The sequence below is a fragment of the Aureimonas frigidaquae genome (genome assembly GCF_001463905.1).
Classification (GTDB): Bacteria; Pseudomonadota; Alphaproteobacteria; order Rhizobiales; family Rhizobiaceae; genus Aureimonas; species Aureimonas frigidaquae.
This window is the reverse complement of the sequence record NZ_BBWR01000009.1, coordinates 81,439-106,313: the sequence shown is the minus strand read 5'-3', so window position 1 is coordinate 106,313 and position 24,875 is coordinate 81,439. Positions and strand designations below refer to the sequence as shown.

Genomic DNA, 24,875 nt, shown 5'->3' with positions numbered 1-24,875 from the left:
GTCGATAGATGCGAAATGTGATCCTTGCCCTTGTCCTCGGCGCCTGCGCGTCCCAGGCCGCAAGTGCCGCCGACATTGCCGAGCGGACCCGACATTTCACCGTCACCGGCGCCACCCTGGAGGAGCTGGACCGATCCTTGGCACGCAACGGGCCCATGACAGGCGGCGGCGATGCCGGGCATCCGGGCGCGACTTCCGTCACCTTCGACGGCCAGGTGAACTACCGCCCGGATGGCACCCGCTGCCGTGTCGCGGTTGCCAACTTCCAGCTTCGGACCGAGATCATCCTTCCGCGCTGGAAGCGCCCGCGCAAGCCCGACCCGGTCGTGGTGCTCCTGTGGGAGACGCTGGAGCGGGACGTCGCGCGGCACGAGCAGCAACATGCAGACATTGCGCGCAACTGGGTTACCCGCATGGAGATGGCGGTGCGCAACCTTGCGCCGCAGCGCGATTGCCATGCCATGGAGACGCTCGTTGCGCGGACGACGAACCGCTATCTGGACGGGCATGAACGTGCCCAGCATGAATTCGACCGGCAGGAATCGCACGAGATGTCGCTGCGGCTGCGGCGCCTGTTGCGCGACAGGCTGAGAGCCGATTCCCCCGCGCAGGCGGCGGACTGAAGGCTCAGCCCTGACGGGTGGGGATATGCAGCGTCAGGCCGCGCAAGTCCGGCGTGATGCGGATCTGGCACGACAGGCGCGAGGTGGGCCGAACGTCGAAGGCGAAGTCCAGCATGTCCTCTTCCATGGTTTCGGGCTGCGGCAGCGCGTCGGCAAAGGCACCGTCCACATAGATGTGGCAGGTGGCGCAGGCGCAGGCGCCGCCGCAATCGGCGTCGATGCCCGGAATGTCGGCGCGGATGGCCGCCTGCATGGCGCTGGCGCCGTCGGCTGCCTCGACGGGATAGCGCGTGCCATCAGGCGAAACGAAGATGATCTCGGTCATGGCAGAGGCTTTGGCCCGATGGGCCGCGCCTGTCAATCGAGTGAGCGCAGGAAGCTTGCCGCACGCTCCAGTTCGTCGATGAAGGCGTCGTAGGCCATGGGGAAGCTCTCGGTCGTTGCCAGCGACAGCGCCGCCGCGCTGTCGGCCACCGCAAAGGCGCCGACATGCCGGCCCGCACCCCGGATGGCATTGGCCATCTGCCGGACTTCATCCCGCGTGCCGTGCGGGGCACGCTGCAGGATGAGCGCGATCTGGGAGCGTAAGAGGGCCAGGACATCGCGCTCCACCTTGCGATCACCGCCCGTCTTGCGCGACAGGAAGACGAGATCGATCGCCCGCCCGCGGGACGGCGGCTCACCGAAAGCCTCCGGCAGGGCGTTCACGAAAGTGGCGGCAGCGGCAGTGCGTGTCATGGCATGTTTCCCCTCGGCGGCGGTCGGCGGAGCGATCGGACCGGCTCCCCCACCGGTGTCGAACTGCTCTGCGCATCCTGCGGGGAGGAAACGGCCCAATTTGCGACGGGATCCTCCCCTCGGCACAGCATCTGCCTATATGGTAAACAGAAGGAAAACGCGTAACCCACTGGTGGCAAAGGCCTATGCCGGCTGGTCGGTGGCATTTGTTAAGGCGCGTTAACCTTATGTTTAAACTTTGGGGCGGGCCAAGGGTTTAGCGGTTCCCAACCCCCGGCACCGCCTCTACCATAGTTTGGCGGGAATGCCCCTCTAGCACGCAGGACGTGACGAAGGGCTCGCGCCGGCCGCTGTTCGATCGTGAGCGGCGGCTGGACAGGAAACGAACAAGGCGGCGCAGATGTCGAAGATCAGAACGGTCGAGCTTTCAGACGAAGCGATGATCGAGATGGAGCTCGAGGAAGCCTTCCGCGAAGCCGATTTCGAGACGTCCACCCCAGCCGGCACGCAGGCCGGCACCCCGCCGCGCGGCGATCACCTTCCCGACGACGAAGGGGATTTCGACTTCGTCTTCGACGAGTTCGACAGAAACCTGAACGAAGCGCGCAACGCCTTCTCCGAGACGGGCGACGCCGCGGCAACGCAGGCCCCTTCGCTCGGCGCGGAACCGGCCATCGAGCCGCAGGACGAAGCGCCCGGTCTGTTCGATGAGGAACTGGCCGATTTCGGCTGGGACCGCGATGCCGATACGCTGCAGGCCGCCCGTCCCGACGCCCCGGATCTGATCCCCGAGCCTGCCGCCGCGGGACTGGCCGCCGGCGCCGCCGCGGGAGCCTATGCTGCCACGCGCGGCGATGCCGGCCGTCCGCGTGCCGATATCCCCTCGCCCCAGCCGTTCGGGGCCACGCCCTACCAACAGAATGCGGCCAATGACGAGCGCCGTTCGGCCACCGTCATGGCCGACGGGCTCCTGAGCCGCCGCGCCTCCGCACGCCCGGTGGTCCTGGGCGGGCTCGGCGGCATTGCCTGGCTGGGTCTTGCCAGCGTTTCCGTCTACGGCCTGTTCGGCGGGCGTGCGATGGAAGGGGTCGATCTCCTGACGGCGAGCGCCGCCATGGTGGCCGGCGGCGTCCTGCCGGCCCTGATGATCTTCGGCTTCGGCGTGATGGTGCGCCGCATGCAGGATCTGCGGCTGATGAGCCGTTCGCTCGCCGAAGTAGCGCTGCGCCTGAACGAGTCGCAGCCGGCACGCGCGAGTGACCCCGTCGCGCTGCCCGCCGCTGCCCTGCCGAGCGATCAGGTCGCAGCCCTGGAAGAGCGCATTTCGACGGAAGTCGCCGCCCTGGAACGGGCCTTTGCCGATAACGAGGTCCGCATTCGCGGCCTGGTCGGAGAACTCAGCACCGAGCGCGAGGCCATGCTGAGCCATGCCGAACAGGTCCGTTCGCTCCTGATGGGTTCGCATCAACGCCTGTCCAACGATGTAGAGGGCGCTTCCGAAAGCGCCGCCGAGCGGATCGAGACGGCGGCGCGCGGCTTCTCCGAGCTGCTGGACGATCGAACGAACGAGATCACCCGCCGCTACGAGGAGCAGAGCCGCCAGCTCGCGCAGTTCTTCGCCGAGCAGAGCCAGTCCACGCAGACCACGCTCAACGCGACCGGCGAGGAACTGGCCGAGCGAATCGCCCGCACGGCGGACGAGGCCGGCACCCGCCTGCAGGAGGCCACCTCTGCGGTGAACCGCCTGATCGAGGAGCGTTCGGGCGAGCTGGAGCGCAAGGCGGAGGAGTTGACCCGCGGGGCGACCGAACTCAGCGAGCGCATCCACGATGCGATCGCCAGCGCCAACGAGCGTATCGGGGAAGCGCTGCGCACCGGCACGGAAAGTTGGAGCGTCGACAACACGCTGTTCCTGACCACGCTGGACAGCATGCTGAGCGAGCGTGCCGACCGGATCGGGGCCGAAGGCACGCGGCTCACCGAAACGGTGGCCGGCACGCTGGAAGACCGGCTCAAGGCGCTCAGCGCCGAGGCCGACCGTTTCCTCGGCCTCATCGACGAGCAGTTCGACGAGAAGCTGCTGCGCACCTCGCTCCTGCTGGAAGGCAAGGGAGAGGACGTTCTGGAGCGCCTGGAACAGCGCATTAACCAGCTCGAGCAGACGCTGGATTCCAAGGGCGCGCCCCTCGCCGCCACGCTCGGCCGCCACGCCGACGCTATCGAGGGCAATTTCACCCGGATCGGCGCTTCGCTGGACGCGGGCGCCGAGCGCATCAGCGCCGATATGCGCAGCCACGGCGACCGGATCGGCCAGTCCTTCGCGGACGGGCAGTCCAACCTTGCCGAGCGCGCCGCAGAGGCGCTGGCAGCCGCGCAGGAGGCCTTCACCCGCCAGATCGCGGAGATTCAGTCCGTGCTGGAAGCGCGCACCCGCGCGTTCGACACGGTCGCCGGCGACCGGCTGGGCGATATCGAAACCTCCCTCGCCCTGGCACAGCAGACCATCGCCTCCACCATGGAAGAGCGGGGCCAGGCCGTCACCACCTCCATCGAAAAGGGCGTGGCCGATCTGAACCGTCTGATGCAGGGCGTGGACGAACGTCTCCTGTCCGATTTCGACGAACGCTCCCGCACGCTGGCGGGCCGCATCGGCGAGCGGGTCGAGGACATCACGGCGACCCTGTCGGAACGCGTCACGGGCCTCGACGTCTCCCTTGCAGAGGTGCGCGAAGCCATGGTCGGGACGCTCGATCATCATGGCGAAGCCATCAACAAGGCGATCGACCGCAATGTGGAGCGCCTCGCCGCGCTCCTGGAAGATGTCGACGGACGCCTTCTGCGAGGCTTCGAGGGCAAGACGGAACTCCTGGCCGACAAGATCGGCGATCGTTCGCGGCAGATCATCGAACTTGTTGAAGACAATCGCGAAATGCTCGAAACGAGCCTCGAGCAGCGGATGGGCCTGATCGCCTCGCTCCTGGAAGAGCGGCGCAACGCCATGGCGCTCTTCCTAGAGGAAGGCACCAAATCCCTGTCCGATACGCTGGAAGGCCAGTCGAGCCAGCTCCTCGAAAACATGGACAGCCGCGCCAAGGCGATCTCGCAGGAGATCACGCTGCGCATGTCCGGCGGCGAAGAGGCCCTCGTCTCGGCCGGTCGCCGTATCGTCGAGGCGCTGGAAGCCCAGAACAGCGCCATCGATACCGATTCCATCCGCCGCCTGGAAAAGGCGCTCACTGCTGCCGACGCCCAGCGCCAGGAGCTGGCCCGGCACATCAGCGAACATGCCGCGCGGCTGGAAGCCGGCATCAGCGGCACGCTGGACGACATCACCGCCGAACTGGCGGCCAAGGTCGATGCGCTGCGGGCGGTCGTGGACGAAAGCCGCAGCCGGCTCCTGTCCGGCATGGACAGCTCCGCCGCGGTGCTCGCCAAGACGCTGGAAACGGGCAACCGCGAGTTCTCCGCCGGTGTGGAATCCTCGGCAGCCTCTGTCATCCAGTCCATGGACGAAACGCTCCGCGGCCTGATGGCCGGCCTCGAAACCCGCACAATGCAGATCCAGGGCGCCGGCGGGGACCTCAAGGGCGGCCTTCTGCAGGCGCTGGACCAGCGCCTCGACTCCGTGCGCGGCCTGTTCGACGGCACGAGCTCCTCCTTCCTGTCGGACTTCGACGAAAAGGCCGGCCTGCTCGGCACGGCTCTGTCGCGCAGCAATGCGGACCTTGCCCAGACACTCGACGACCGCGTGGCCGAATTGCGCGCCGCCTTCGTGGAGGCGGATGACCGCCTGGCCAAGGCGCTCGAAAACCGCCAGCAGGATTTCGAGGCGACCCTGTCGGCCGGCACCGACGCGATCAACCAGTCCTTCGAAAGCCGCACCACGGCCATTTCGCAGACTTTGGAGCGCGGCCTCGCCAGCGTGGAACGCACCCTCGCCGGCCGCACGGCCCAGGTGGCGGATGCGGTTCGCGAGGCTGTCCTTGGCGCGACGGGCGATATGGTCCGCGAGGCGACGGCCGCCCGCACCGAGCTCGACCAGCAGGCAGAACGCTTCACGGCGAGCATCGCCCGGATCGGCTCGGCCCTGGACGGTTCGGGCGAAGAAGCCCGCCAGCGTTTCGAGGACGATATCAAGCGCCTCACGGCAGAAGTCGACCAGACGGTGGCCCGCCTGCAGGTCGCGGCGGACGAGACACGCCAGTCGCTGCAATCCGACAATGCGCAGTTCGTCACGCACCTGTCCGGCGCCTCGCTCGCCATGCGCAAGGAGTCCGAGGCGGCGCGTGAGCGCCTGGCGGAAATGGCCAGCGCTTTCGTCGAGAACCTCGAAACCCTGTCGGAGCGCTTCCGCGCCGATACCGACGGCGCACGCGGTCGCCTGGCCGAAGAGGCCCGTGCTCTGGCCGAGGCGATCCAGGGCGCCGGCACCATGCTGTCGAGCGTCGGCGAAAGCTCGCGCCAGACCGTGACCAGCAATGCCGAGACCATGGCCCGCGGCGTCGAAGAGGCAGCGCGTGTCCTGACCGAGCGCGTCGACATCATCCGCGCGGAGCTTGCGGACCGGTCCTTCGATGTCGGCTCCGATCTCGATAAGGTGGCCGACCGTGTGCGTCAGGTGGCCGAGGAAGCCCGCTCCACGCTCGGCGACGGCGCCTCGCAGATGCTGGACGGCATTGCCGAGGCCCTGCGGCAGATGGACCAGCGGGCTGCCACGCTGCGCGGCGATCTGGACCAGCGCACACAGGGCTTTGCCGACATTCTGGACGGGGTCGCCGCGTCGATCGGCCAGGAGATCGGCCAGGCCGGCGACAAGCTGCGCGGCGAGGCGGAGGAAACCTCCCGTGCCGTATCCGGCCGCATGATCGACGATGCAAGGGAAGCGCGCGAAATCCTCCTGCGCGATACGGGCGATATCTCCAACGCGCTGGCCGGCGTGTCCACCGCCATCCGGCTGGAGGCCGACCGCGCCCGCGATCAGGTTCTGGAAGCCACGAGCGCCTTTGCCAACGAGCTGGCGCGCCGCGTGGAAGCCAACGAGAACAGCCTGGCCGGCCGTGCCGCGGCCCTTGGTGCGGCCTTTGCCGAACGCGTCCAGGAGTTGGAGGAAATGCTCGGCCGCCGCAATGCCGAGATCGCCCGCCTGCTGGACGAAGAGGCCCGGCCGCTGCTGTCCCGCCTGTCGGACGAAGGCAACGCCATCGCCTCCGCCATCGGCGAGAGCGCCCAGGATGCCGCCGACCGGCTGCGCAGCGAGAACGCCGCCCTTCTGGAAAGCTTCCGCACCCATGCCCGCCAGCTTGTCGAGGAAATCTCCGGTTCCTCGTCGGAGCTCGGAAGCCAGCTCGAACGTAGCTCGCGTGAGGCGGCGGACATCGTGGCGACGGCGCAGCGCAGCCTGACGCAGGAAGCGGCTCAGCTCGTCCAGCGGATCGGCCAGGTCAGCGGCGTGCTCGGCAAGCTGGTCGCGGACGCCACGGGCGACCTCGGAAGCCTGGAAGAGCGCTTCACGCAGACAGCCGAGCGCTTCTCCGACGGCACCGACAAGGCCGTTTCGGTCATCGAGCAGTCGGGCAGCCGCTTCGACGGCCAGATCGACCGCCTCGACACGCTCAGCGCAGAGGCTGCCACGCGGGGCGACAGCATCGCTCAGCGGCTTGCGGAGCAAAGCGAGGCGCTGGCGCAGGCCGCCCAGCTCCTGGACAATGTCCAGTCGGGCATGGGCCATACGCTCGAAGAGCGCCGGGCCGGGCTGGAGACGCTGGCCGCCGGCCTGTCGCAAAGCTCGACCGACATCGCCCAGACGGTGCGCTCGCTGGAGGAAGTCGTCAGCCGCCGGATCGAGGCGACGCAGCGCAACTCGGCGACCGCTGTCGACAAGGTTCGCGAGGCGCTCGCCTCCGCCCTCGACGATGCCAATCGCCGCTTCCTGCAGGCGACCGAGGAAATGCGGCAGACCGCTGCGACGCTGCGGACCGACCTCGACGCCACGCGCCAGGAGATCAAGCGCGGTGTCTTCGACCTTCCGGAAGAAGCACGCCAGAGCACCGATGCCATGCGTCGGGCCGTGTCCGACCAGATCCGCGCCCTCAAGGAGCTGGGAGAGATCGTGACCCAGTCCGGCCGCACGCTGGATGTCCGGGCCGCACGTGCCACCGCTCCGCAGCCGGCGGCCCCCGTGGTGCAGCAGGCCGCCGCGCCGCGGGAACAGCGCCCGGCCCCGGCCCCGGCGCCCGCGCCGCGCCAGGCCGTTGCCGACGAGCAGGAACAGCTGCGCGCGGCCGACGAGTTCGAGCGCCGCGCCATGGGGTCGATCCAGGCGGAGGGCAACCTTGCCCGCGACATGCGCGGCACGGTCGAGCCCCGGCCGCAGCCATCGGTCTATGCGGCCCGGCCCGTCGCGCCGACGCCGCCGCAGGGCGGCGCGGCCGCCGGCGGGCAGGCCAAGGGGCGGAGCTGGGTTTCCGACCTGATCCGCCGCGCCTCGAGCGACGAGGACGAGCGTCCGGAGGATGACGAGCTGGAATCCGCGCTGAACGCCGCCTTCGCGACCGATCGGCCGCAGGCCCAGCCCGCGCGAACGCCGGCCCATGTGGTGGACTCGCTCAACTCGCTCTCGGTCGAGATCGTCCGCGCCATTGATCATGACGCCTCGGTCGAGCTGTGGGACCGTTACCGCCAGGGCGAGCGCAATGTCTTCACGCGCAGGCTCTACACGATGAAGGGCCAGCAGACCTTTGACGAAATCCGCCGCCGCTACCACCGCGAGCAGGATTTCCGCCATGCGGTGGATCGCTACATCGGCGACTTCGAGGCCATGATGAACGACCTCAAGCGCCGCGAGCCCGATGGCAAGCGCGTGCAGGAGTACCTCGTCTCCGATACGGGCAAGGTCTACACCATGCTCGCCCACGCCTCCGGCCGCTTCGGCCAGGCCTGAAGGCTCACAGCCCCCCGGCGGCCCGTTCGGGCCGCCCGATCACAAACGAAAGGGCCGCGGCATCGCCGCGGCCCTTTCGTTTGCTGCATCGCCCGGTCGGCGGTATCAGTCGGCTTTGGGCAAGCCGTTCAGCTCCCGCACGATATCGGCGAGGACGGGCACGAAATCGTCGCCGCGCCCGATGCCTTCGGCCGTGGCATAGCCGTTCTTGACCGCGCTCGACATATGGCTGGCGATCCCGGCTTCGTTGGCCAATGACACGAGGTAGCGCGTGTCCTTGTGGGCGTTGCGCAGTGTGAACTTATGCGCCTGCGGGTCCTTGCCGACCACGTATTTCATGAAGGTCTGGTAGAAGCCGCAATCCATCCGGCCGCCGCTGATCACCTTATGCAGCGTCTCTGGGGACACGCCGGACTTCGCGCCGATGGCGAGGGCTTCCGCGTAAAGCGCGGCATAGCCGAGCGACAGGAAGTTGTTCAGAAGCTTCATCGTGTGGCCGGAGCCGACCACGCCCGTGCGCACGATGCGGCCGGACCAGCAATCGATGACCGGCTGCACGATGGCGTAGCTCGCATCGTCCGCGCCCACCATCGTGTCGAGCGTTCCGGCCATGGCCTCGACGGGCGTGCGGCTCAGCGGCGCATCGATAAGGGTGACGCCCTTTTCCGCCGCCAACGCGGCCAGGCCGCGGGTCGAGACGGGGTTGGAGGTGGAAGAGTCGATGATGACGAGGCCGGGCCTTGCATGGGCCAGCAAACCATCAGCCCCGGCGACGACGGCTTCCACCTCCGGCGATCCCGGCAGGCACAGGACGACGATGTCGCAGCCTTGCGCAATGTCCTGGACGGAGCGCCCTTCGGCCGCCCCATGGGCCAGGAGATCGTCCATCGCCTCCCGCCGCCGATTGGCCAGCCCCATCAGGCGGTATCCGCCTTTCAGGATGTTGCGGGCCATGCCGTGGCCCATATAGCCAAGGCCGATAAAGCCCACTGTGGGCTTTGCGTCCTGCGTCGTCATCATGCGTCCTCCCGGTGCGGCCGGCCGGCGCGTCAGGTGACCCTGGCGAACCATCCGGCAATTTCTGCCGCAATCCGCTCGAAGGCGCCGTTCAGGCCTGCGACCAGACTGGGGTTGTCACCGCCTGCGAGCGGTTCGCTGACACGGAAGACACGCGTGGCGCGGACGACCCCGCTTCGGTCGTCCAGCGCCTTGACGGCAATCTCGATCGTGGCGACGGGCTGGCCCGTCGTATAGGAAATGTCGAAGCGGCGGATCTCGCTGACGGCCTGGTAGTCGATCGCCAGGCCCTGGCCCGGCAGGCCGACCGCGCCGAAGCGCCCGGAATTCTGCAGCGCCTGGACGAGCCGAAGCTGCACCAGCCTCGGCAGGCGGTCGCTCCACTGGCTCGCGCCCAGATACTCGATGGTCAGCGGCGTCGGCATGACGACGATCTGCTGGCTGTCCAGCGTCCCGGTCGTCGTGGGCTCCGGCACCAGGACCTGCGTGCGCGAAGCGGGGGCGTTGCCGGCCGTTTGCGGCGCATCGAGGTCGAAGGTCTGCGGCGGCTTCGACAGCGACGCGCAGCCTGCCAGAAGGGCAGCCAGGCCGGCCATGAGCACGGGCTTCATCATCATGGTCATCCTGTTACTCCCCCTCGTGCCGCTCAGCGTCATGGCGGTGGTCGACAGCGGCTTCATCGCCGTGTCCGACCATCGAACTCACGGACCTGGCCGGAGCCGGTCCCGCCATAGATGATGCGGCTTGGATTGTCGGCCAGTCCGATGATGGCACGTTCGATGCGCGATATGGCCCCGGATGCTTCACGGATCAGCGAGCGGACATCGTTCAGCCCCTGGCCCGAGAAGCTCTGCAGATTGGCGGCGATCGGCCCGATATTGGCGCGGACGATATCGGCCGTCTGCCGGATGGACTGCAGCGTGGCGCGCGCTTCGGCCGTCAGGCCCTGCCCGTCCGGGCTGTTCACGAGGCCGTTGACCGAGTCCAGTATGGTCTGCACCTGAACCGAGGCCGAGCGCAGGTTGGTGCTGATGTCTTCCGCATTGGTGATGATGCGGTCGATATCCTCGCGGCGGTTGCCGATGTCCCGCGCGACGCCGCCGACCGAATCCGCTGCGCTGGCGATGTTGGCGCTGGCGGCCGAGATGTTGTTCATCACCTGCGTCACGTCGTCGGCGTCGATCCCCGCGATGATCTCGTCGATCTGCGCGCGCGTGCCGTTCAGGCCGTTCAGGGCGGTTGCGAGCGACGACAGGACCGTCTGCGTGCCGCCGAAGATGGAGCCGAGCGCCCCGGACTGGGCGTTCAAGGCGTCGGCAAAACCGCGCACGCCGTCCAGCGTGGCGCGGACCTGTGCCGGGTCGATGGAGGCGACGAGCCCCTCCGCCGACTGGAGCGTCGTGTCCAGCCGCCCGGCGACGCTCTGCGCCTGCTCGGAGATCGGGCCGAGATTGGCCACGAACTGGTCGACCGAGGACAGGTTGCGGTTGATCGTCTCCCCGACGGCGCCGAAGCTGCGGGCGGCCGTGGCCACCTGCTCCACCGTGGCGGTGATGTTGCCGGTCTGGTCCCGCACCGACTGGGTGATGGCGGCGACATTCTCGATCGAGCTGTTCACCGACTCCACGTTCAGCGCCGTGATAAATTCCGATGCGCGGTCGATCAAGGTCGGCAGGCGCAGCGCCACCGAGTTGGCGCTTTCGGCCAGGCGGCCGAGGCTCGCCACGAAGTCCGGAATCTGGTCGGCATTCTGCGCCAGGCTCGCGGTGAAGACTTCCACGTGGTCGGACGTTGCGGCGATGTTGTTGGCTGTCGTGCGGACGGCCGGGCCGATCTCCTGCACCAGCCGCTCGAATTCACCCAGAATATTGTTGGCGCGTTCGGAAATATCGCGCGCCGTGGCCAGAATGTCGGTCACATCGGACGGGCTGGCGCGGATGACGGGCGTCGCGCCTTCGGCCATGGCGGATTCGATGATGTTGCGGTCGTTCACATTGCCGCCCGTCAGTCCGATGAAGCTGACGCCGGTCAGCCCCTGCGATCCGAGCGTGGCGGCGGTGGACGTGGTGATGGGGGTGGTGCGATCCACCTGCGTCGTGGCGATCACGACGCGCGGATTGTTCGGATCGATCCGCAGATTGGTGACGGCGCCGACGGCCAGGCCGTTGAAGAGCACCTGGCTGCCGACGGACAGGCCGGATACGGAGCCCTCGATCCGGACGATCAGCGGCACCCGCTTATTGGCATCCGACACATTGGCCGACCAGTAGATGAAGCCGAAGCTCAAGGCGAGGATCGCCAGCGTGAAGACGCCCACCAGAATGTAATTCGCGCGATTTTCCATGAGCCTCAGGCCTCCCCGTCCGCGGAACGTTCCGCCTTCGGCCGGACATCATCGGCCGGCTCGGCTTCGTCAGTCACGATGCTGCGGGCGCGCTTGCCGTGGAAATAGCTGCGCACCCAGGGGTCGTCACTGTCGAGCATGGTCTGAATATCGCCTTCCACCAAGACACGTTTCTGGCCGAGCACCGCGATGCGATCGCAGGCCCGGAACAGGCTGTCGAGATCGTGCGTCACCTGGTAGACGGTCAGGCCCAGCGTGTCGCGCAGCGTCATGACGAGATCGTCGAAATCGGCCGCGCCGATGGGGTCGAGGCCGGATGTCGGCTCGTCCAGGAAGACGATATCGGGATCGAGCGCCAGCGCCCGGGCCAAAGCTGCGCGCTTGATCATGCCGCCCGATAGTTCGGACGGGTACTTGTCCGCCGCATCGGCGGCCAGGCCGACCAGATCGATCTTCAGGCGGGCGAGTTCCCCCATCAGCTTGGGCGAAATGTCGAGATATTCGCGCATCGGCACCTGGATGTTCTCCAGCACCGTCAAGGATGAAAACAGAGCCCCTTGCTGGAACAACACGCCCCAACGCTGTTCCACGGCCAGGCGCTCTTCGTCGCTTGCCCGCTCGTAATCAATGCCGAAGACTTCGATGGTCCCGCTCTGCTTAGCGTTCAGCCCCAGAATAGTGCGCAGCAGCACCGACTTGCCCGTGCCCGAGGCGCCGACGAAGCCCAAAATCTCGCCGCGCCGCACGTCCATGGACAGGTTTTCCAGGATGGTCTTGGAGCCGAAGCGCACGGTCACGTCGCGGCAGGTGATGATCACCTCGCGGTCGTCGCCCCCGCCGGAGCGGCTGGGCGTTTGCGCGGCCGGTGCGCGGCCGCTCTCAGGCGGTGTCTCAGTATCCGATGGAGGCATAGAAGATCGCAAACATGGCATCCATCAGGATGACGAGGAAGATCGCCTTCACGACGGATGCGGTCACGTGGAGGCCAAGGCTTTCGGCGCTGCCGCCAACCTTCAGCCCCTCGGAGGCGGCGACGACCCCGATGACGATGGCCATGAACGGCGCCTTGATCAGGCCGGCGAAGATTGTCGCGACATCGATAGCCCCGCGCAGGCGCATCAGGAACGCTTCCGGCGTAATGCCGGAATAGAGGAAGGTCACGACCATCGCCCCGAAGATGCCGGCGATATCGGCCACGATGGTCAGCAGCGGCAGGATGATGGTGAGCGCCACCAGCCGCGGAAAGACGAGGACGCCGATGGGGTTGAGGCCGATGACCTGGAGGGCATCCACCTCCTCGCGCATCTTCATCGAACCGATTTCCGCGGTGATCGCGCTGCCGGAGCGGCCGGCGATCATGATGGCCGTCAGAAGAACGCCGATCTCGCGCAGCTGCAGGATGCCGACTAGATCGACCACGAAGATCTCGGCGCCGAAGTAGCGCAGCTGGAAGGCGCCCTGCTGGGCGATCACGCCGCCGATCAGAAAACTCATCAAGGTGATGATCGGCAGGGCGCGCACGCCCATGTGATCGATCTGGGCGACGATCGCGGCCGGACGGAACTGCGTCTTGCCCGTCAGCCTGCGCCCGGCGCCATAGAGAGAAGCGCCGACGATGTTGAGCCCGTCCACCACCTCGCCGGCCGTTCCCACCACCCAACGCCCGAGCCCTTCGAGCATGTCGAGGACGGGGTTGCCGCGTTTGCGGGGCTGAGTGTCATGCTCGGCATCCAGCGAGCGGCGGACCGCCTCGAACAGCGGGTCGTTGCCGGCCGTCAGCCCGTCGATCCGGACCTCCGAGCCCTTGTCCGACAGGCCGCGCTTCAGCTTTTCGATCAGCAGCGCACCGGCCGTATCCACGCGGCCCACACCGCTGCAGTCCAGGCTGATGCGCGCGCCGAGGTCCGAGGCGAGCGTCTTTTCGATCGTCTGCTCGACAGCGCCGACAGAGCGGACGATCCAGTCACCCGTCAACACGATGGCCACGCCGTCGCCCGCCTTGTCGGCGGACAAGGCAGGCGCATTCTCGTTGCGCTGGTCGGTCCTGGTCGTGTCCAACATACTGGTGCGGAAAATCCTGCTGCAACCTTGTGCTTCTGCCGTAAAGCGATAAGCGGGTCGCCATGCGGCACGACGAGCCGATTCTCCCCTATCCTGGCAGGAAGCTAGCGGAGGTAGTCGTTCTTGTCACCGAAGCTTCAATCGTACCAATCATTTCCTGCGGAGGTTTTGGATGGCCCGTCGTCTTTCGGTCACAGTCGAGCGGTTTCGACTTGCATCCGCCTTCACCATCTCCCGTGGCTCGAAGACCGAGGCCGTCGTGGTGAGCGCGCGCATCGAGGATGAGTTCGGCGCAGGCTGGGGCGAGTGCGTTCCCTATCAGCGCTATGGCGAAACCGTCGAAGGCGTCGTCGCCACGATCGAGACCGTGCGGGCGCTGATCGAAGGCGGCGGCTCGCGGCGCAGCCTGGGAGAGGCTCTTGCGCCCGGCGCTGCGCGCAACGCGCTCGACTGTGCCCTGTGGGACCTGGAGGCCAAGTCCACCGGCCGGCGGGTGGAGGACATGATCTGCCGCCTTCCGGCGCGGCCCGCCGAAACCGCCTACACGATCTCGCTCGGCACGCCGGACGAAATGGCCGCGGCTGCGGCCCGGGTCTCGAACCGCAGCCTGTTGAAGATCAAGCTTGGTCGGGACGGGGATGCCGACCGCATGCGTGCGGTGCGGGCGGCCGCGCCGAATGCGCGCATCATCGTCGATGCCAATGAAGGCTGGACGCAGGACAATATCCGCCAGAACCTTTTGGCCGCCGCCGCGATCCGCGCCACCCTCGTCGAACAGCCCCTGCCCGACGGCGCGGACGAGATGCTCGGCGCCATTCCCCACCCGGTCCCGATCTGCGCCGATGAATCCGTTCACGCCACGGCCGATCTTGCCCGGCTGTGCGGGCGATACGATTACGTGAACCTGAAACTCGACAAGACGGGCGGCCTGACGGAAGGCGTCGCCTTCCTGCGGGAGGCGCGTCGGCTCGGCTTCGGCGTCATGGTCGGCTGCATGGTCGGCACCTCGCTTGCCATGGCGCCGGCCGTGCTCCTGGCGCAGTCGGCCGACCTCGTGGATCTGGACGGGCCGCTGCTCCTCGCGCGGGATCGGCCGAACGGGCTTTCCTATACGTCTTCGCTCGTCTCCCCGCCTGATCCTTCACTTTGGGGGTAAGTCCCTATAGGAGACGCAAGGCATCGGATCGCAAGAATGAGGGGACGTTCCATGGAAGGCACCGGCAAGCCGCGGCTGACGGATACGCAGCAGGACGAAATCTCCGCGGCGCGCCAGCGGCGGGCCGAGACGGTGCGCCCGGTTGCGCCCGAGCTCGAGGCGATTCTGTATGAGGCGCTCCCCGTGCTCGACCACGGCTTCGTGCGCGTGATCGACTATATGGGTTCGGACGACGCCGTCGTTCAGGCCGCGCGCGTGTCCTATGGCCGCGGCACCAAGCGGGTGCAGGAAGACCGGGGCCTCATCAACTACCTGCTGCGCCACTGGCACACGACGCCCTTCGAGATGGCGGAGATCAAGCTGCATGTGAAGCTGCCGATCTTCGTGGCGCGGCAGTGGATCCGCCATCGCATGGCCAGCGTGAACGAGTATTCCGCCCGTTATTCCGTGCTCGACCGTGAGTTCTACATTCCCGAGCCGGAGCATCTGGCCGCCCAGTCCGCCATCAACCGCCAGGGCCGGGGCGCGGTGCTGGAGGGCGAGGAAGCGGCCGAGGTGCTGGACATGCTGCGCCGCGATGCCACGCAATGCTACGATCACTACGCGCTCATGCTGAACGAGGGCGATGGCCCGGACGGCGCTGCGCGTGAGGACCGGCAGGGGCTGGCGCGCGAACTGGCCCGCATGAACCTGCCGCTCAACTTCTACACGCAGTGGTACTGGAAGGCGGACCTTCACAACTTCATGAGCTTCCTGCGCCTGCGCGCCGATCCGCATGCGCAGTATGAGATCCGCGCCTATGCCGACGTAATGGTGGGCATTCTCGCACGGTGGGCGCCGCTGACGCACGAAGCCTTCATGGAGCATCGCATGGGGGCGGCGCAGCTTTCCGCATCGGCCATCGCCGCTGTCCGCCGGATGATCGGTGGGGAAGAGGTGACGCAGGAGACGAGCGGCATGAGCAAGCGCGAGTGGACCGAGCTCTGCGCTGTCCTGGGCACGAGCGCTTAGAGCATTCGCTCTTTTCAAAAGCCCACGGCACCCCTATATTCCGTTGCGTCGGGCTTGCCCCGACTATGGCGATAAACGGCCGATGTAATAAGCCATTCGGACCCGGGGGCGGTACCCGGCGCCTCCACCTGAGCCCTGCTACGCAGGGTTCAGGTGGGGGCGAAATAGGATCGACGAGGGTGTAAAGATCGGACTTTTGCTCGGCATGGTACCGCCGTTATCGGGCTATTAAAATAGTTGCCAACGACAACTATGCGGAAGCACGTCTCGCCGCTTAACGCGGTGCGATAGCTTCGATTCAAGCCCTGGGGGTTCGCACCTCTAGGCGGGGCCCGGAGGCGCCTGGCAACAGAAGCCTCCACTTTCCCTTTGTATTCGATACAATTCGCCTCGCTTCTCGCGTCGGGTCTTTCATGCCCGGCAAAGTCCGGCTATGAAACGGCGATAGTCTGCAGCGCAGCATCGGGCCTTTCGACGAGGGGTCCGCACCATGCGGGCAAACATGATCAGGAACGGGTGGCCAATGGGTCAGGATCTTATCCGCTACGACATTCTGGCGCAGGACGCGCTTCGCGGCGTGATACGCAAGGTCCTGTCCGAAGTGGTCAAGACGGGCCTTCCGGGCGAACACCACTTCTTCATCACCTTCCTCACCTCCGCCCCCGGCGTGCGCATCTCGTCCCGGCTCCGGGAAAAGTACCCGGAGTTGATGACGATCGTCATCCAGCATCAGTACTGGGATCTCTCGGTCACCGACACGGCCTTCGAGATCGGCCTGTCCTTCTCGGACATTCCGGAGCGCCTTCTCATCCCCTTCAGCGCGGTGCGCGGCTTCTACGATCCGGCGGTGAATTTCGAGCTGGAGTTCGATGTGCGGGAGGTCGAGGCCGCCAACATCCAGCCCGAATCCGCCCCCTCGCCCATCGCCGCCACCGTCACGGAAGTTCCGACCCGCCGGCCGGCTCTGGTCGATGAGGACAAGCCGGAGCCGGTCGTCGAGGCGCAGGAAGACGATGCCGCCGAAGCGGAAGCGGCCAAGCCGTCCGCCGACGTCGTATCCCTGGATGCTTTCCGCAAGAAGCCCTGACGGGAGGGCCTGGCGCATGGGTGATGTCGTCAATCTGCGCATGGCCCGCAAAAACCGGCAGCGCCAGCAAGCTGCGCAGGACGCGGAACAGAACCGCGTGACCTATGGCCTCAGCCGCAAGGAGCGGGCCAAGGCCGGCAGCGAACGGGAAACCCTTCTCAAGCAGCTCGATGGCGCGCGCCTCGACAAGCCGGCAACGGCGCCGGACCCGGACGAATGATCGTCAAACGCTCGCTGTCGATCCGCGGGCACCGGACCTCCATCAGCCTGGAAGACGCGTTCTGGGAAGAGCTGCGGCGTATGGCGGAGGTCCGTGGCCTGTCGCTGGCGCAGCTTGTGGCGCAGATCGACGCCACGCGCGGCATGGACGACAATCTTTCCTCCAGCTTGCGTGTGGCGGTCCTCAAAGACGCCCTCGCCCGGGCGAGTTCGGATACGTCCGCCCCGCCGCAAGCTTGATGCCGCGCAGCATGAGCCGGGTTGCGCTCTAGCGCAGGCTCGGATCAACGCCCGGCAGGTCCGGCAGCGGTGCGGGCTGGGCCGGCACCGGAAGCGGTTCAACATCATAGCGGAACGGGGCCGAAGGAGCGCTCGGCACCGGCAGGCGAAGTTCGGGCACCGGGAGCGTGCCACCGGGAAGGGGCGCGTCCGTCGGCGCCGATTGCGCGGCAGCATCGGCACGCTCCTGTGCGGCACGGGCCTCGGCCGCCGCTGCTTCGATCAACTGCTGGCGCAGGGCCTCCGCCTGGCGCGCCGCCTCGGCCTGTCGCGCTTCCTCCGCCTGGCGCGCTTCCTCCGCCTGACGGGCTGCCTCTTCCTGGCGCAAGCGGCGTTCCCGCTCCTGCGCGACGAAGTAGCGGGCTTCCCGCCGCAGCCGCAGCGTTTCCTGCAGATCGTCGCGCATTGCCTGGAGGCGGTCCTGTTCCTTACGATAGGCGCGCAGCGACAGGTAGGATGTCAGCGGCTCCACATCGGCGAGCGTGACCGCATCCTGGCCGGGCCAGGTCCATTCGTAGGTTGCGGCGGGCGCCGTGTCCGAGATGGCCTCCGCCTCCGGCGGCGCATAGCGCCGCTGCAGGCGCGCAAAGCCCCGCCAGTCGACGAGGTTGAACCCGCCTTCCAGGACGAGCGTGCCATCGGCAAGCGGCTGTGTCACGGGCCCGGCGCGCAGGCGGCCAAGGCCGATCTCCACCGGCATGTCCACGGGGTCGAGGCGCGCCGACCCGCCGGCAAGCGTTTCGACCAGTGCGGCCACAGGCGCCGGCTCGGCTGTGAAACCATCGATGTCCGCCCCCATGAGGAGGGCCTCGAAGGCCGGCGGCGTATAGCCCTGGACATCAAGCGACGACAGTTGCACCCGGCCCTCACCGCTCGCCGATGCGGCAAGTTCGCCATAGGATTGGCCGCTGGCCTGGACGGTCAAACGACCCGAAGCCGTTCCGCGCGCGGGGCTCTGAGCGGCATCCAGCGCAACATCGGTAAAGCGCAGTTCCGCCTGCGCCTGCGCATAGCCGCTGCCATTGGCAAGGCGGGCCTGCCCGGCCAGGCGGCCGCCGGAAAGTTCGGCGTCCAGATCGCTCGCAGTCAGCCCTTCCCCATTGCCCGTCAGGCGCAGGCGCGATGCCCCGAGCATCGCATCGCCGCCAAGGTCGATCCGCTCCGCCGAAAGATCCAGCGCGAAGGGCGGCGCCTGGGCGATGAAGGCGCCGGTAAAGGCCGTATCGGGCCAGGGCACCGTCGCAGCGCCCGAAGGATTGGGCTCCGTTCCGAACACCATGGTGGACAGCCAGGGCAGCGACAGGGACGACAGAGCGAGACCGCCGCTGACGGCCTGCCCCGGCGCGCGGGCAATGTTGCCGGACGCGACGGTGACCTCCCCGATCGAACCGGACAGGTCGGCGAGCGCCCAACCACCATCGAGACCGAAGGTAAGGCCCCCCTGACCGTCCACCGGGAGCGCGTCCAACCCTTGGGCAAGGGCAAGCCCCATGCCGGACAACCAGGGTCCGGCATCCTCAGTCGACAGGCGCATGGCAAGGCTGCCATCCGTCAGCCCGCCCGCGCCCCACTGCGTGGTGCCCTCGCCCGTCAGCTCCAGGCCGGGGGCCGAGGCCGCAAGGCGTGTCGCCGCCTCGGCGGCGGTGCCGTCGATCGTGGCGGACAGGCGGAGCGGTCCCACAACGCCAAGGTCGATCCCCACCAGCCCGAACTGGCGCAGAAGATCGAGCGGCGCATCGGATGTCAGGGCCAGATCGGCCTGGATGGCATCCGCGGCCGCCGCGTCGGCAAGGGCTGCGGCCGGAAAGGTCACGCTGGCATCGAGCCGCGTTGCGTCGGCCGCCCCTTCACCGCGCAGCGTCACCATCTGCGCATCCTCGGCCCCGGTCAGGCTGCCGCTCAATGTCAGGCGGCCGAAGGCGCTTGCCCTGGCGGGCAATCCGGCAGACAGGGACGGGCGCAGCGCGGGCAGAAGCGTCGTGGCGGCGTCGATGAGCCGGCCGGCATCCGGCGTGTCGAGGTCGAAGGCGAGGTCGGGGCGGTATGCGTCGGAGGCGCCGGACAATGTCCCCCGCGCTTCGATATTGGCGCCGGCCAAATCCGTCAGGCTCAAATTGCGTAAGTCCAGCGCGCCCTCGGACAGGGCCAGATCGACCTCGCCAGCGGCGGCCTGCACGCCGCCATAGGCAATTGGCCCGCCGGCCAGGCGCAGGTCCAGCTGGTTGGGGGCATCGACCAGGACGGAGTCGCCCATGAAGAGCCGGGCAAATTCCAGGAAGTTCTCGATGTCGAGCGCCGCGCCGTCCAGATCGGCTGTCAGCGACGTGCCGGCTGCGCCGGTGCCGCGCTCGATCCGCCCGGCCAGCGTCTGGCCGCCAACATCCACTTCCAGATTGTCGAGGGTCTGCCGCTCGGCCGACAGGTCCACCCGCGCGGAAAAACCTGCGCGGGCAAGCTCGGCAAGTCCTGTCCCCGTGCTGCCGCCAAGCCAGGTGACGAGGCCGGCCGGCTGGCGCGATGCCAGGAGCACATCGCCCCGAAAGCCCAGTGCCGTCTGTATGGCCAGAAGGCCCGACGCCTCGACGAGGGTGCGGCCTGGCAGTTCTGCGCGCAACTGCCGCAGCGCCCAACCATCGGCATTGGGAGAGGCCGTAAGTTGAAGCCCCCGGACGGTCGTATCGCCCACCGTGAAGACGGGAAGGCCGAGCTCGACCTCCCCCGCGATGGGCAAAGCGGGGATGCCGGCGATGGCCCGGCGCATCGCTTCCGCCCTGGCCGCAAAGGTGATGTGCCCGCCCGCCTCCAGCGTATCGGCGGCCAGCGCATCCAGATCGACCTGCTCGCCCTGGAGCTTCAGCCGAAAATGCGGGATCGGCCCGGATGCCAGTTCTCCGTCGCCCGTCAGCACATAGGGGGCTTCCGCTTTGCCGAGCTCCATCCGCAGCTTCGTGAGTGCCGCATTGCCGCCCGTCGCCACCATGTCGGCCGAGGCGCGCAGCTCGGGAATGGCGTCCACCCGCTCCATGCCGGGCGCGGGCGAGGTGATGTCCACCCGCCCGGTGAAATCGGCGGCCTCGTCGCCGAGCTCGGTCGAGCCGTCGAAGCCGAAGGCGGTGGCGATGGCAGGCGCGACGACGTTGATGCGGAACGGAAAATGGCCACCACCCTCGATCGTGCCGGAGGACAGGGTGAAGTCCAGCGCCTGCCCACCGCTCCTGAAGGTGCCGCCGCCCCGGAAGGGGCCGCGCAGCGTGGAGGCCGACAGGCGCGCATCGACATCGTGCAGCTCGCGCCGCTGGCCGTTGCTCCCGTTCCGCAGGCTGATCGTACCGTCGGTGACGACCACGTTTTCCAAAACGATGTTGCTGCCCTGGCGATCCAGCCCATCGCCGATCACGGGCGCGCTGGAGCCCGCCCCATAGGGAAGGATCAGGTGCGGGCCGGCCAGTTCCATCTGGAAAATGCGGATTTCGCCCGTCAGATAGGGCGCTAGTTCCGCATCCATGCGGAAGCTTTCCAGCGTCATGGACGGTTGCCCGGTCCCCTCCTCACCCACCTGCACATCGGTGAAGGTCAGGCTGGGGAATGGCAGGAGGCGCGCCTGCGCCTGGCCGCGCACCTGCACGCGCTGGCCGACGAGCCGGCTGGCCTCGCTTTCGAAGGAAGCGCGCCAGGCTGTCCAGTCGATGAAGAACGGCGCGACCAGCGCGGCGACCAGCAGTGCCAGGACAAGCCCGCCTATGGCAATGAACAGTCGCACCCTATGATCGCTCCCTCGACATCCCGGCCGCGACGGCCGTCCGGCAGGATAGGCCATGCAAAAGCTGGCTTGTCGAGGGTGAAGACGGGTCTTTACGAAATGTGTTCCCCTAGTGTTCTCCGGAAAATTCGTGGATAAGAGGGCCATGAACGATCCGAAAGACATGCAGGGCGGCGCTGGCGCGGGCAAGCCTGGCGGCATCGCGGCGCGGGCCCTGGCGGGAATGCGTGGCCGCGCGCCGGCCGCGCCGCAGGCGGCATACCTGGCCGGCCTGAACCCGGAACAAAGGGCTGCGGTCGAAACGACGGAAGGTCCGGTCCTGGTGCTTGCGGGCGCGGGAACCGGCAAGACCCGCGTCCTGACCACGCGCATCGCCCATATCCTGGCGACGGGGCGGGCCTATCCGTCGCAGATCCTGGCCGTCACCTTCACCAACAAGGCCGCGCGTGAAATGAAGACGCGCATCGGCCTGCTCGTCGGCGAAGAGGTCGAGGGCATGCCCTGGCTCGGCACCTTCCACTCCATCGGCGTGCGCATGCTGCGCAAACATGCCGAACTGGTCGGCCTGAAGCCCAATTTCACCATCCTCGACACGGACGACCAGATCCGCCTGATCAAGCAACTCATCCAGGCCGAAAACCTGGACGACAAGCGCTGGCCGGCCCGCGATTTCGCCAATCTCATGGATGGCTGGAAGAATCGGGCCTTGACCCCGGACAAGATCCCGGAAGGGGATGCACGCGCCTTCGGCGACGGGCGCGGGCGGCAGCTCTACAAGGCCTACCAGCTTCGGTTGCAGCAGCTCAACGCGGCCGATTTCGGCGATCTCCTGCTCCATCCCATCGAGATTTTCCGGAACAATGCCGGCGTTCTGGCCGAGTATCACCGCCGCTTCCGCTACATCCTGGTGGACGAGTACCAGGACACCAACGTCGCCCAATATATGTGGCTGCGCCTGCTCGCCCAGCAGACCGGCGCCGAGGGCGCCCGCAATGTCTGTTGCGTGGGCGATGACGACCAGTCCATCTATGGCTGGCGGGGCGCGGAGGTGGACAACATCCTGCGCTTCGAAAAGGATTTTCCCGGCGCCACGGTGATCCGGCTGGAGCGCAACTACCGCTCCACGGCGCATATCCTCGGCACGGCCGGCCACCTGATCGCCCATAACGAAGACCGGCTCGGCAAGACGCTCTTCACCGACATGGCCGACCCGGAAGACGAGCGTGTCACCGTCCATGCGGCCTGGGATTCGGAAGAGGAAGCCCGCGCGATCGGAGAAGAGATCGAGCAACTCCAGCGCAAGGGCCACAATCTGAACGATATGGCGATCCTTGTCCGCGCCTCGTTCCAGATGCGCGGCTTCGAGGATCGTTTCGTCACGCTCGGGCTGAACTACCGCGTCATTGGCGGGCCCCGCTTCTACGAGCGGCTGGAGGTGCGCGACGCCCTCGCCTATTTCCGCGCCACCGTGCAGCCAGCGGACGACCTCGCCTTCGAGCGTATCGTGAACACGCCCAAGCGCGGGCTGGGCGATACCGCCATCCGGCTCCTGCGCGACTATGCCCGCGCCAAGGCCATCCCCCTTCTGGCGGCCGCTGCGGAGCTGGTGCAGGGCGACGAGATGAAGCCGAAGCCGCGCGCCGCGCTGGCCGAGGTGGTGGCGAACTTCACCCGCTGGCGGGATCTCCTGCCCTCCATGCGCCACACCGATCTTGCCGAGATGATCCTGGAGGAATCCGGCTACACCGCCATGTGGCAGAACGACCGCTCGGCCGAGGCGCCGGGCCGGCTGGAGAACCTGAAGGAGCTGATCCGCTCCATGGACGATTACGAGAGCCTGCCCGGCTTTCTGGAGCATATCGCGCTCGTCATGGACAATGAGCAGAATGCAGAGATGGACGCCGTTTCCATCATGACCCTGCATTCCGCAAAGGGGCTGGAGTTCGAAACGGTCTTCCTGCCGGGCTGGGAGGAAGGTCTTTTCCCGCACCAGCGCGCGCTCGACCAGGGCGGACGCTCGGGGCTGGAGGAGGAACGGCGCCTGGCCTATGTCGGAATCACCCGCGGCAAGAAGCGGGTGAAGATCTGGTTCGTCTCGAACCGCCGGATCCACGGCCTGTGGCAGAGCACCATCCCGTCCCGCTTCCTGGACGAACTGCCCGAGGACCATGTCGAGGTGATCGAGGCGCCGTCCTCCTATGGCGGCTACGGCGCGAGCCGATGGGATCAGGGGAGCTTTTCGACCGGTTCCTACCAGACGCCGGGCTGGCGCCGCGCACAGGCGGCCGGCGCCAATGCAGGCGGCTATGCCGGAGGCCGCGATGGCCGGATCGCCTATGGCGAAGGCGGCGCCACCAGCGCCCGTGACCGTGCCGCCGCCCAGGCCGACCGCTATATCGGCCGGGACGGCACGCTGCGCGACGAGGGGGCGCCCGGCTTTGCCGGCCGCATGGAGGAAGCCCATACGGCCCAGCACGGGCGCGGCTCGAACCAGCCGCCGCGCAAGGGCGCGGGGCTTTACAGCTCCGCCCTCGGCGGCGGCCCGCGGGAGATTGCCGGCGAACTCGTCGCCAAGTCCGTGGCGGTGGAGGAAAGCCGTTTTGCGGCCGGCGACAGGGTCTTCCACCTGAAATTCGGCAATGGCACCGTCTTCCTGGTGGAAGGCAACAAGCTGACGATCGATTTCGACAAGGCCGGGCGAAAGCGGGTCCTGGACGGTTTCGTCCAGCCGGTCTGACGGGGGTCGATCAGTCGTCCCCGTCCAGGACGATGCTGCCGCGCAGATAGATGACGCCCTCTCCCGCGACGATCACCCTGTCACCCGCCAGACGGCAGTGCAGGATGCCGCCCCGTGGAGAAACCTGCCGGGCGGTGAACTGCGTGCCGCCGAGCTGCTCGGCCCAGTACGGCACCAATGCGCAATGGGTGGAGCCGGTCACGGGATCCTCGTCGATGCCGTGGCGCGGCGCGAAATAGCGGGACACGAAATCCACATCGTCCCCGCGCGCGGTGACGATCAGGCTGCGCGCGTCCAGTGCGGCAATGGCGCCGATATCGGGCCGCAGCGACAGGACGGCGCCGGCATCGGCCAGGACGGCGAGGACCGTCTCGTCGCCGTCCACCGGAACGAGGCGCGTCTCAACGACCTTCGCGCCGATGGCGCGGGACACGGCATCGGCATCGCCGCCGGCGTCGACCCGACGCCGCGGCAGATCGAGCGTATAGAGGCTGCCCTCCCGCGTCACCGTCAGGACGCCGGACTTGCGCGTCCGGAACCGGAATGGCGGCTCCAGGCCGTATTCCTGCGCAAGGACAAGTGCGCTCGCCAGGGTGGCGTGCCCGCAGAGCGGCACCTCGACCGTCGGGGTGAACCAGCGCAGCTCGTGGCTTCCATCGGCTTGCGGAACCAGGAAGGCCGTTTCAGCCAGGTTGTTCTCGGCCCCAATCGCCTGCAGCAGACGGTCCGCCGGCCAGCTTTCCAGAAGCACCACGGCGGCCGGGTTGCCCGCAAATCGGCGGTTGGTGAAGGCGTCCACCTGGAAGATAGGCCTTTGCGACATATTCGAACTCCTTCGGCTGGTGAACCAGTAGCCAAGGACAGCCCTCATCCGCTAGACTTTTCGCACTGCACAAAGGCCTT

The 24,875-nt window shown here is 67.5% G+C and carries 17 protein-coding genes and 1 other RNA gene; 9 read left to right on the top strand and 9 right to left on the bottom strand.

The genetic code is table 11. From position 1 onward, the window contains the following. Positions 1–8: 8 nt before the first annotated feature. On the top strand, positions 9–623 hold the full coding sequence (locus tag AUL30_RS10450; protein ID WP_062227827.1) for a DUF922 domain-containing Zn-dependent protease: 615 nt from the start codon (positions 9–11) through the stop codon (positions 621–623). A gap of 4 nt (positions 624–627) precedes the next feature. Here the strand turns inward: AUL30_RS10450 and AUL30_RS10445 are convergent, their stop codons facing one another. Next, positions 628–948 (bottom strand): 2Fe-2S iron-sulfur cluster-binding protein, encoded by a 321-nt coding sequence (locus AUL30_RS10445; RefSeq protein WP_062227826.1) that lies wholly within the window; start codon positions 946–948, stop codon positions 628–630. A 32-nt stretch (positions 949–980) separates the two neighbouring features. After that, on the bottom strand, positions 981–1,361 hold the full coding sequence (locus AUL30_RS10440; RefSeq protein ID WP_062227825.1) for a hypothetical protein: 381 nt from the start codon (positions 1,359–1,361) through the stop codon (positions 981–983). A gap of 400 nt (positions 1,362–1,761) precedes the next feature. Between AUL30_RS10440 and AUL30_RS10435 the strand changes: the two genes are divergently transcribed. Next, complete coding sequence (locus tag AUL30_RS10435; protein WP_062227824.1) at positions 1,762–8,301, top strand: apolipoprotein A-IV repeat region-like domain-containing protein; 6,540 nt, start codon at positions 1,762–1,764, stop codon at positions 8,299–8,301. Between the two features lie 105 nt (positions 8,302–8,406). Here AUL30_RS10435 and AUL30_RS10430 read toward each other — a convergent pair whose 3' ends face one another. From AUL30_RS10430 to AUL30_RS10410, 5 genes are read right to left on the bottom strand one after another with little or no spacing between them, the layout of a single operon-like run. Further along, a complete protein-coding gene (locus tag AUL30_RS10430; protein ID WP_062227888.1) occupies positions 8,407–9,318 on the bottom strand; it encodes an NAD(P)-dependent oxidoreductase in 912 nt (303 codons plus the stop codon). A gap of 32 nt (positions 9,319–9,350) precedes the next feature. After that, a complete protein-coding gene (locus AUL30_RS10425) occupies positions 9,351–9,935 on the bottom strand; it encodes an ABC-type transport auxiliary lipoprotein family protein (protein WP_244490790.1) in 585 nt (194 codons plus the stop codon). Between the two features lie 59 nt (positions 9,936–9,994). Then, positions 9,995–11,662 (bottom strand): MlaD family protein, encoded by a 1,668-nt coding sequence (locus AUL30_RS10420; protein ID WP_062227823.1) that lies wholly within the window; start codon positions 11,660–11,662, stop codon positions 9,995–9,997. A gap of 5 nt (positions 11,663–11,667) precedes the next feature. Further along, entirely contained in the window at positions 11,668–12,573 is a 906-nt protein-coding gene (locus AUL30_RS10415; RefSeq protein ID WP_062227822.1) for an ABC transporter ATP-binding protein, read from the bottom strand. Continuing rightward, a complete protein-coding gene (locus tag AUL30_RS10410; protein WP_062227821.1) occupies positions 12,554–13,723 on the bottom strand; it encodes an ABC transporter permease in 1,170 nt (389 codons plus the stop codon). The genes AUL30_RS10415 and AUL30_RS10410 overlap by 20 nt, the downstream gene beginning before the upstream one ends. Before the next feature lie 172 nt (positions 13,724–13,895). On the opposite strand from AUL30_RS10410, the gene dgcA reads away from it, so the two are divergent. The 6 genes from dgcA (at position 13,896) to AUL30_RS10380 (ending at position 17,436) form a co-directional block, all read left to right on the top strand. Beyond that, the gene (dgcA, locus tag AUL30_RS10405; RefSeq protein ID WP_062227820.1) at positions 13,896–14,879 is read left to right on the top strand and encodes an N-acetyl-D-Glu racemase DgcA; all 984 of its coding nucleotides are present in this window, start codon (positions 13,896–13,898) and stop codon (positions 14,877–14,879) included. A gap of 36 nt (positions 14,880–14,915) precedes the next feature. After that, the gene (gene thyX / locus AUL30_RS10400) at positions 14,916–15,890 is read left to right on the top strand and encodes an FAD-dependent thymidylate synthase (protein ID WP_244490789.1); all 975 of its coding nucleotides are present in this window, start codon (positions 14,916–14,918) and stop codon (positions 15,888–15,890) included. Between the two features lie 7 nt (positions 15,891–15,897). Further along, positions 15,898–16,253: a transfer-messenger RNA gene (ssrA, locus tag AUL30_RS10395) on the top strand. A 160-nt stretch (positions 16,254–16,413) separates the two neighbouring features. Further along, positions 16,414–16,977, top strand: coding sequence for an SspB family protein (locus AUL30_RS10390; RefSeq protein WP_062227818.1), 564 nt, complete (start codon positions 16,414–16,416; stop codon positions 16,975–16,977). Positions 16,978–16,993: 16 nt separating this feature from the next. Continuing rightward, positions 16,994–17,197 (top strand): DUF4169 family protein, encoded by a 204-nt coding sequence (locus AUL30_RS19940; RefSeq protein WP_062227817.1) that lies wholly within the window; start codon positions 16,994–16,996, stop codon positions 17,195–17,197. Then, a complete protein-coding gene (locus AUL30_RS10380) occupies positions 17,194–17,436 on the top strand; it encodes a ribbon-helix-helix domain-containing protein (protein WP_062227816.1) in 243 nt (80 codons plus the stop codon). The genes AUL30_RS19940 and AUL30_RS10380 overlap by 4 nt, the downstream gene beginning before the upstream one ends. Positions 17,437–17,464: 28 nt before the next feature. Here AUL30_RS10380 and AUL30_RS10375 read toward each other — a convergent pair whose 3' ends face one another. Next, positions 17,465–21,235, bottom strand: a complete 3,771-nt coding sequence (locus AUL30_RS10375; RefSeq protein WP_062227815.1) for an AsmA family protein — start codon at positions 21,233–21,235, stop codon at positions 17,465–17,467. A gap of 145 nt (positions 21,236–21,380) precedes the next feature. Here AUL30_RS10375 and AUL30_RS10370 point away from each other — a divergent pair, with 145 nt between their 5' ends. Continuing rightward, positions 21,381–23,972: an ATP-dependent helicase gene (locus tag AUL30_RS10370; RefSeq protein WP_062227814.1), complete on the top strand. Its 2,592-nt coding sequence runs from the start codon at positions 21,381–21,383 to the stop codon at positions 23,970–23,972. 10 nt (positions 23,973–23,982) lie between these two features. On the opposite strand, the gene AUL30_RS10365 is transcribed toward AUL30_RS10370, so the two are convergent. Continuing rightward, positions 23,983–24,795, bottom strand: coding sequence for a PhzF family phenazine biosynthesis protein (locus AUL30_RS10365; protein WP_062227813.1), 813 nt, complete (start codon positions 24,793–24,795; stop codon positions 23,983–23,985). Positions 24,796–24,875 lie beyond the last annotated feature (80 nt).

Coding starts and splice junctions, on each gene's coding strand:
- thyX (WP_244490789.1), top strand. CDS start 14,916: ATGAGGGGACGTTCCATGGAAGGCACCGGCAAGCCGCGGCTGACGGAT.
- AUL30_RS10365 (WP_062227813.1), bottom strand. CDS start 24,795: ATGTCGCAAAGGCCTATCTTCCAGGTGGACGCCTTCACCAACCGCCGA.
- AUL30_RS10430 (WP_062227888.1), bottom strand. CDS start 9,318: ATGACGACGCAGGACGCAAAGCCCACAGTGGGCTTTATCGGCCTTGGC.
- AUL30_RS10425 (WP_244490790.1), bottom strand. CDS start 9,935: ATGATGATGAAGCCCGTGCTCATGGCCGGCCTGGCTGCCCTTCTGGCA.
- AUL30_RS10380 (WP_062227816.1), top strand. CDS start 17,194: ATGATCGTCAAACGCTCGCTGTCGATCCGCGGGCACCGGACCTCCATC.
- AUL30_RS10420 (WP_062227823.1), bottom strand. CDS start 11,662: ATGGAAAATCGCGCGAATTACATTCTGGTGGGCGTCTTCACGCTGGCG.
- AUL30_RS10445 (WP_062227826.1), bottom strand. CDS start 948: ATGACCGAGATCATCTTCGTTTCGCCTGATGGCACGCGCTATCCCGTC.
- AUL30_RS10435 (WP_062227824.1), top strand. CDS start 1,762: ATGTCGAAGATCAGAACGGTCGAGCTTTCAGACGAAGCGATGATCGAG.
- AUL30_RS10440 (WP_062227825.1), bottom strand. CDS start 1,361: ATGACACGCACTGCCGCTGCCGCCACTTTCGTGAACGCCCTGCCGGAG.
- AUL30_RS10390 (WP_062227818.1), top strand. CDS start 16,414: ATGGGTCAGGATCTTATCCGCTACGACATTCTGGCGCAGGACGCGCTT.
- AUL30_RS10410 (WP_062227821.1), bottom strand. CDS start 13,723: ATGTTGGACACGACCAGGACCGACCAGCGCAACGAGAATGCGCCTGCC.
- dgcA (WP_062227820.1), top strand. CDS start 13,896: ATGGCCCGTCGTCTTTCGGTCACAGTCGAGCGGTTTCGACTTGCATCC.
- AUL30_RS19940 (WP_062227817.1), top strand. CDS start 16,994: ATGGGTGATGTCGTCAATCTGCGCATGGCCCGCAAAAACCGGCAGCGC.
- AUL30_RS10450 (WP_062227827.1), top strand. CDS start 9: ATGCGAAATGTGATCCTTGCCCTTGTCCTCGGCGCCTGCGCGTCCCAG.
- AUL30_RS10370 (WP_062227814.1), top strand. CDS start 21,381: ATGAACGATCCGAAAGACATGCAGGGCGGCGCTGGCGCGGGCAAGCCT.
- AUL30_RS10415 (WP_062227822.1), bottom strand. CDS start 12,573: ATGCCTCCATCGGATACTGAGACACCGCCTGAGAGCGGCCGCGCACCG.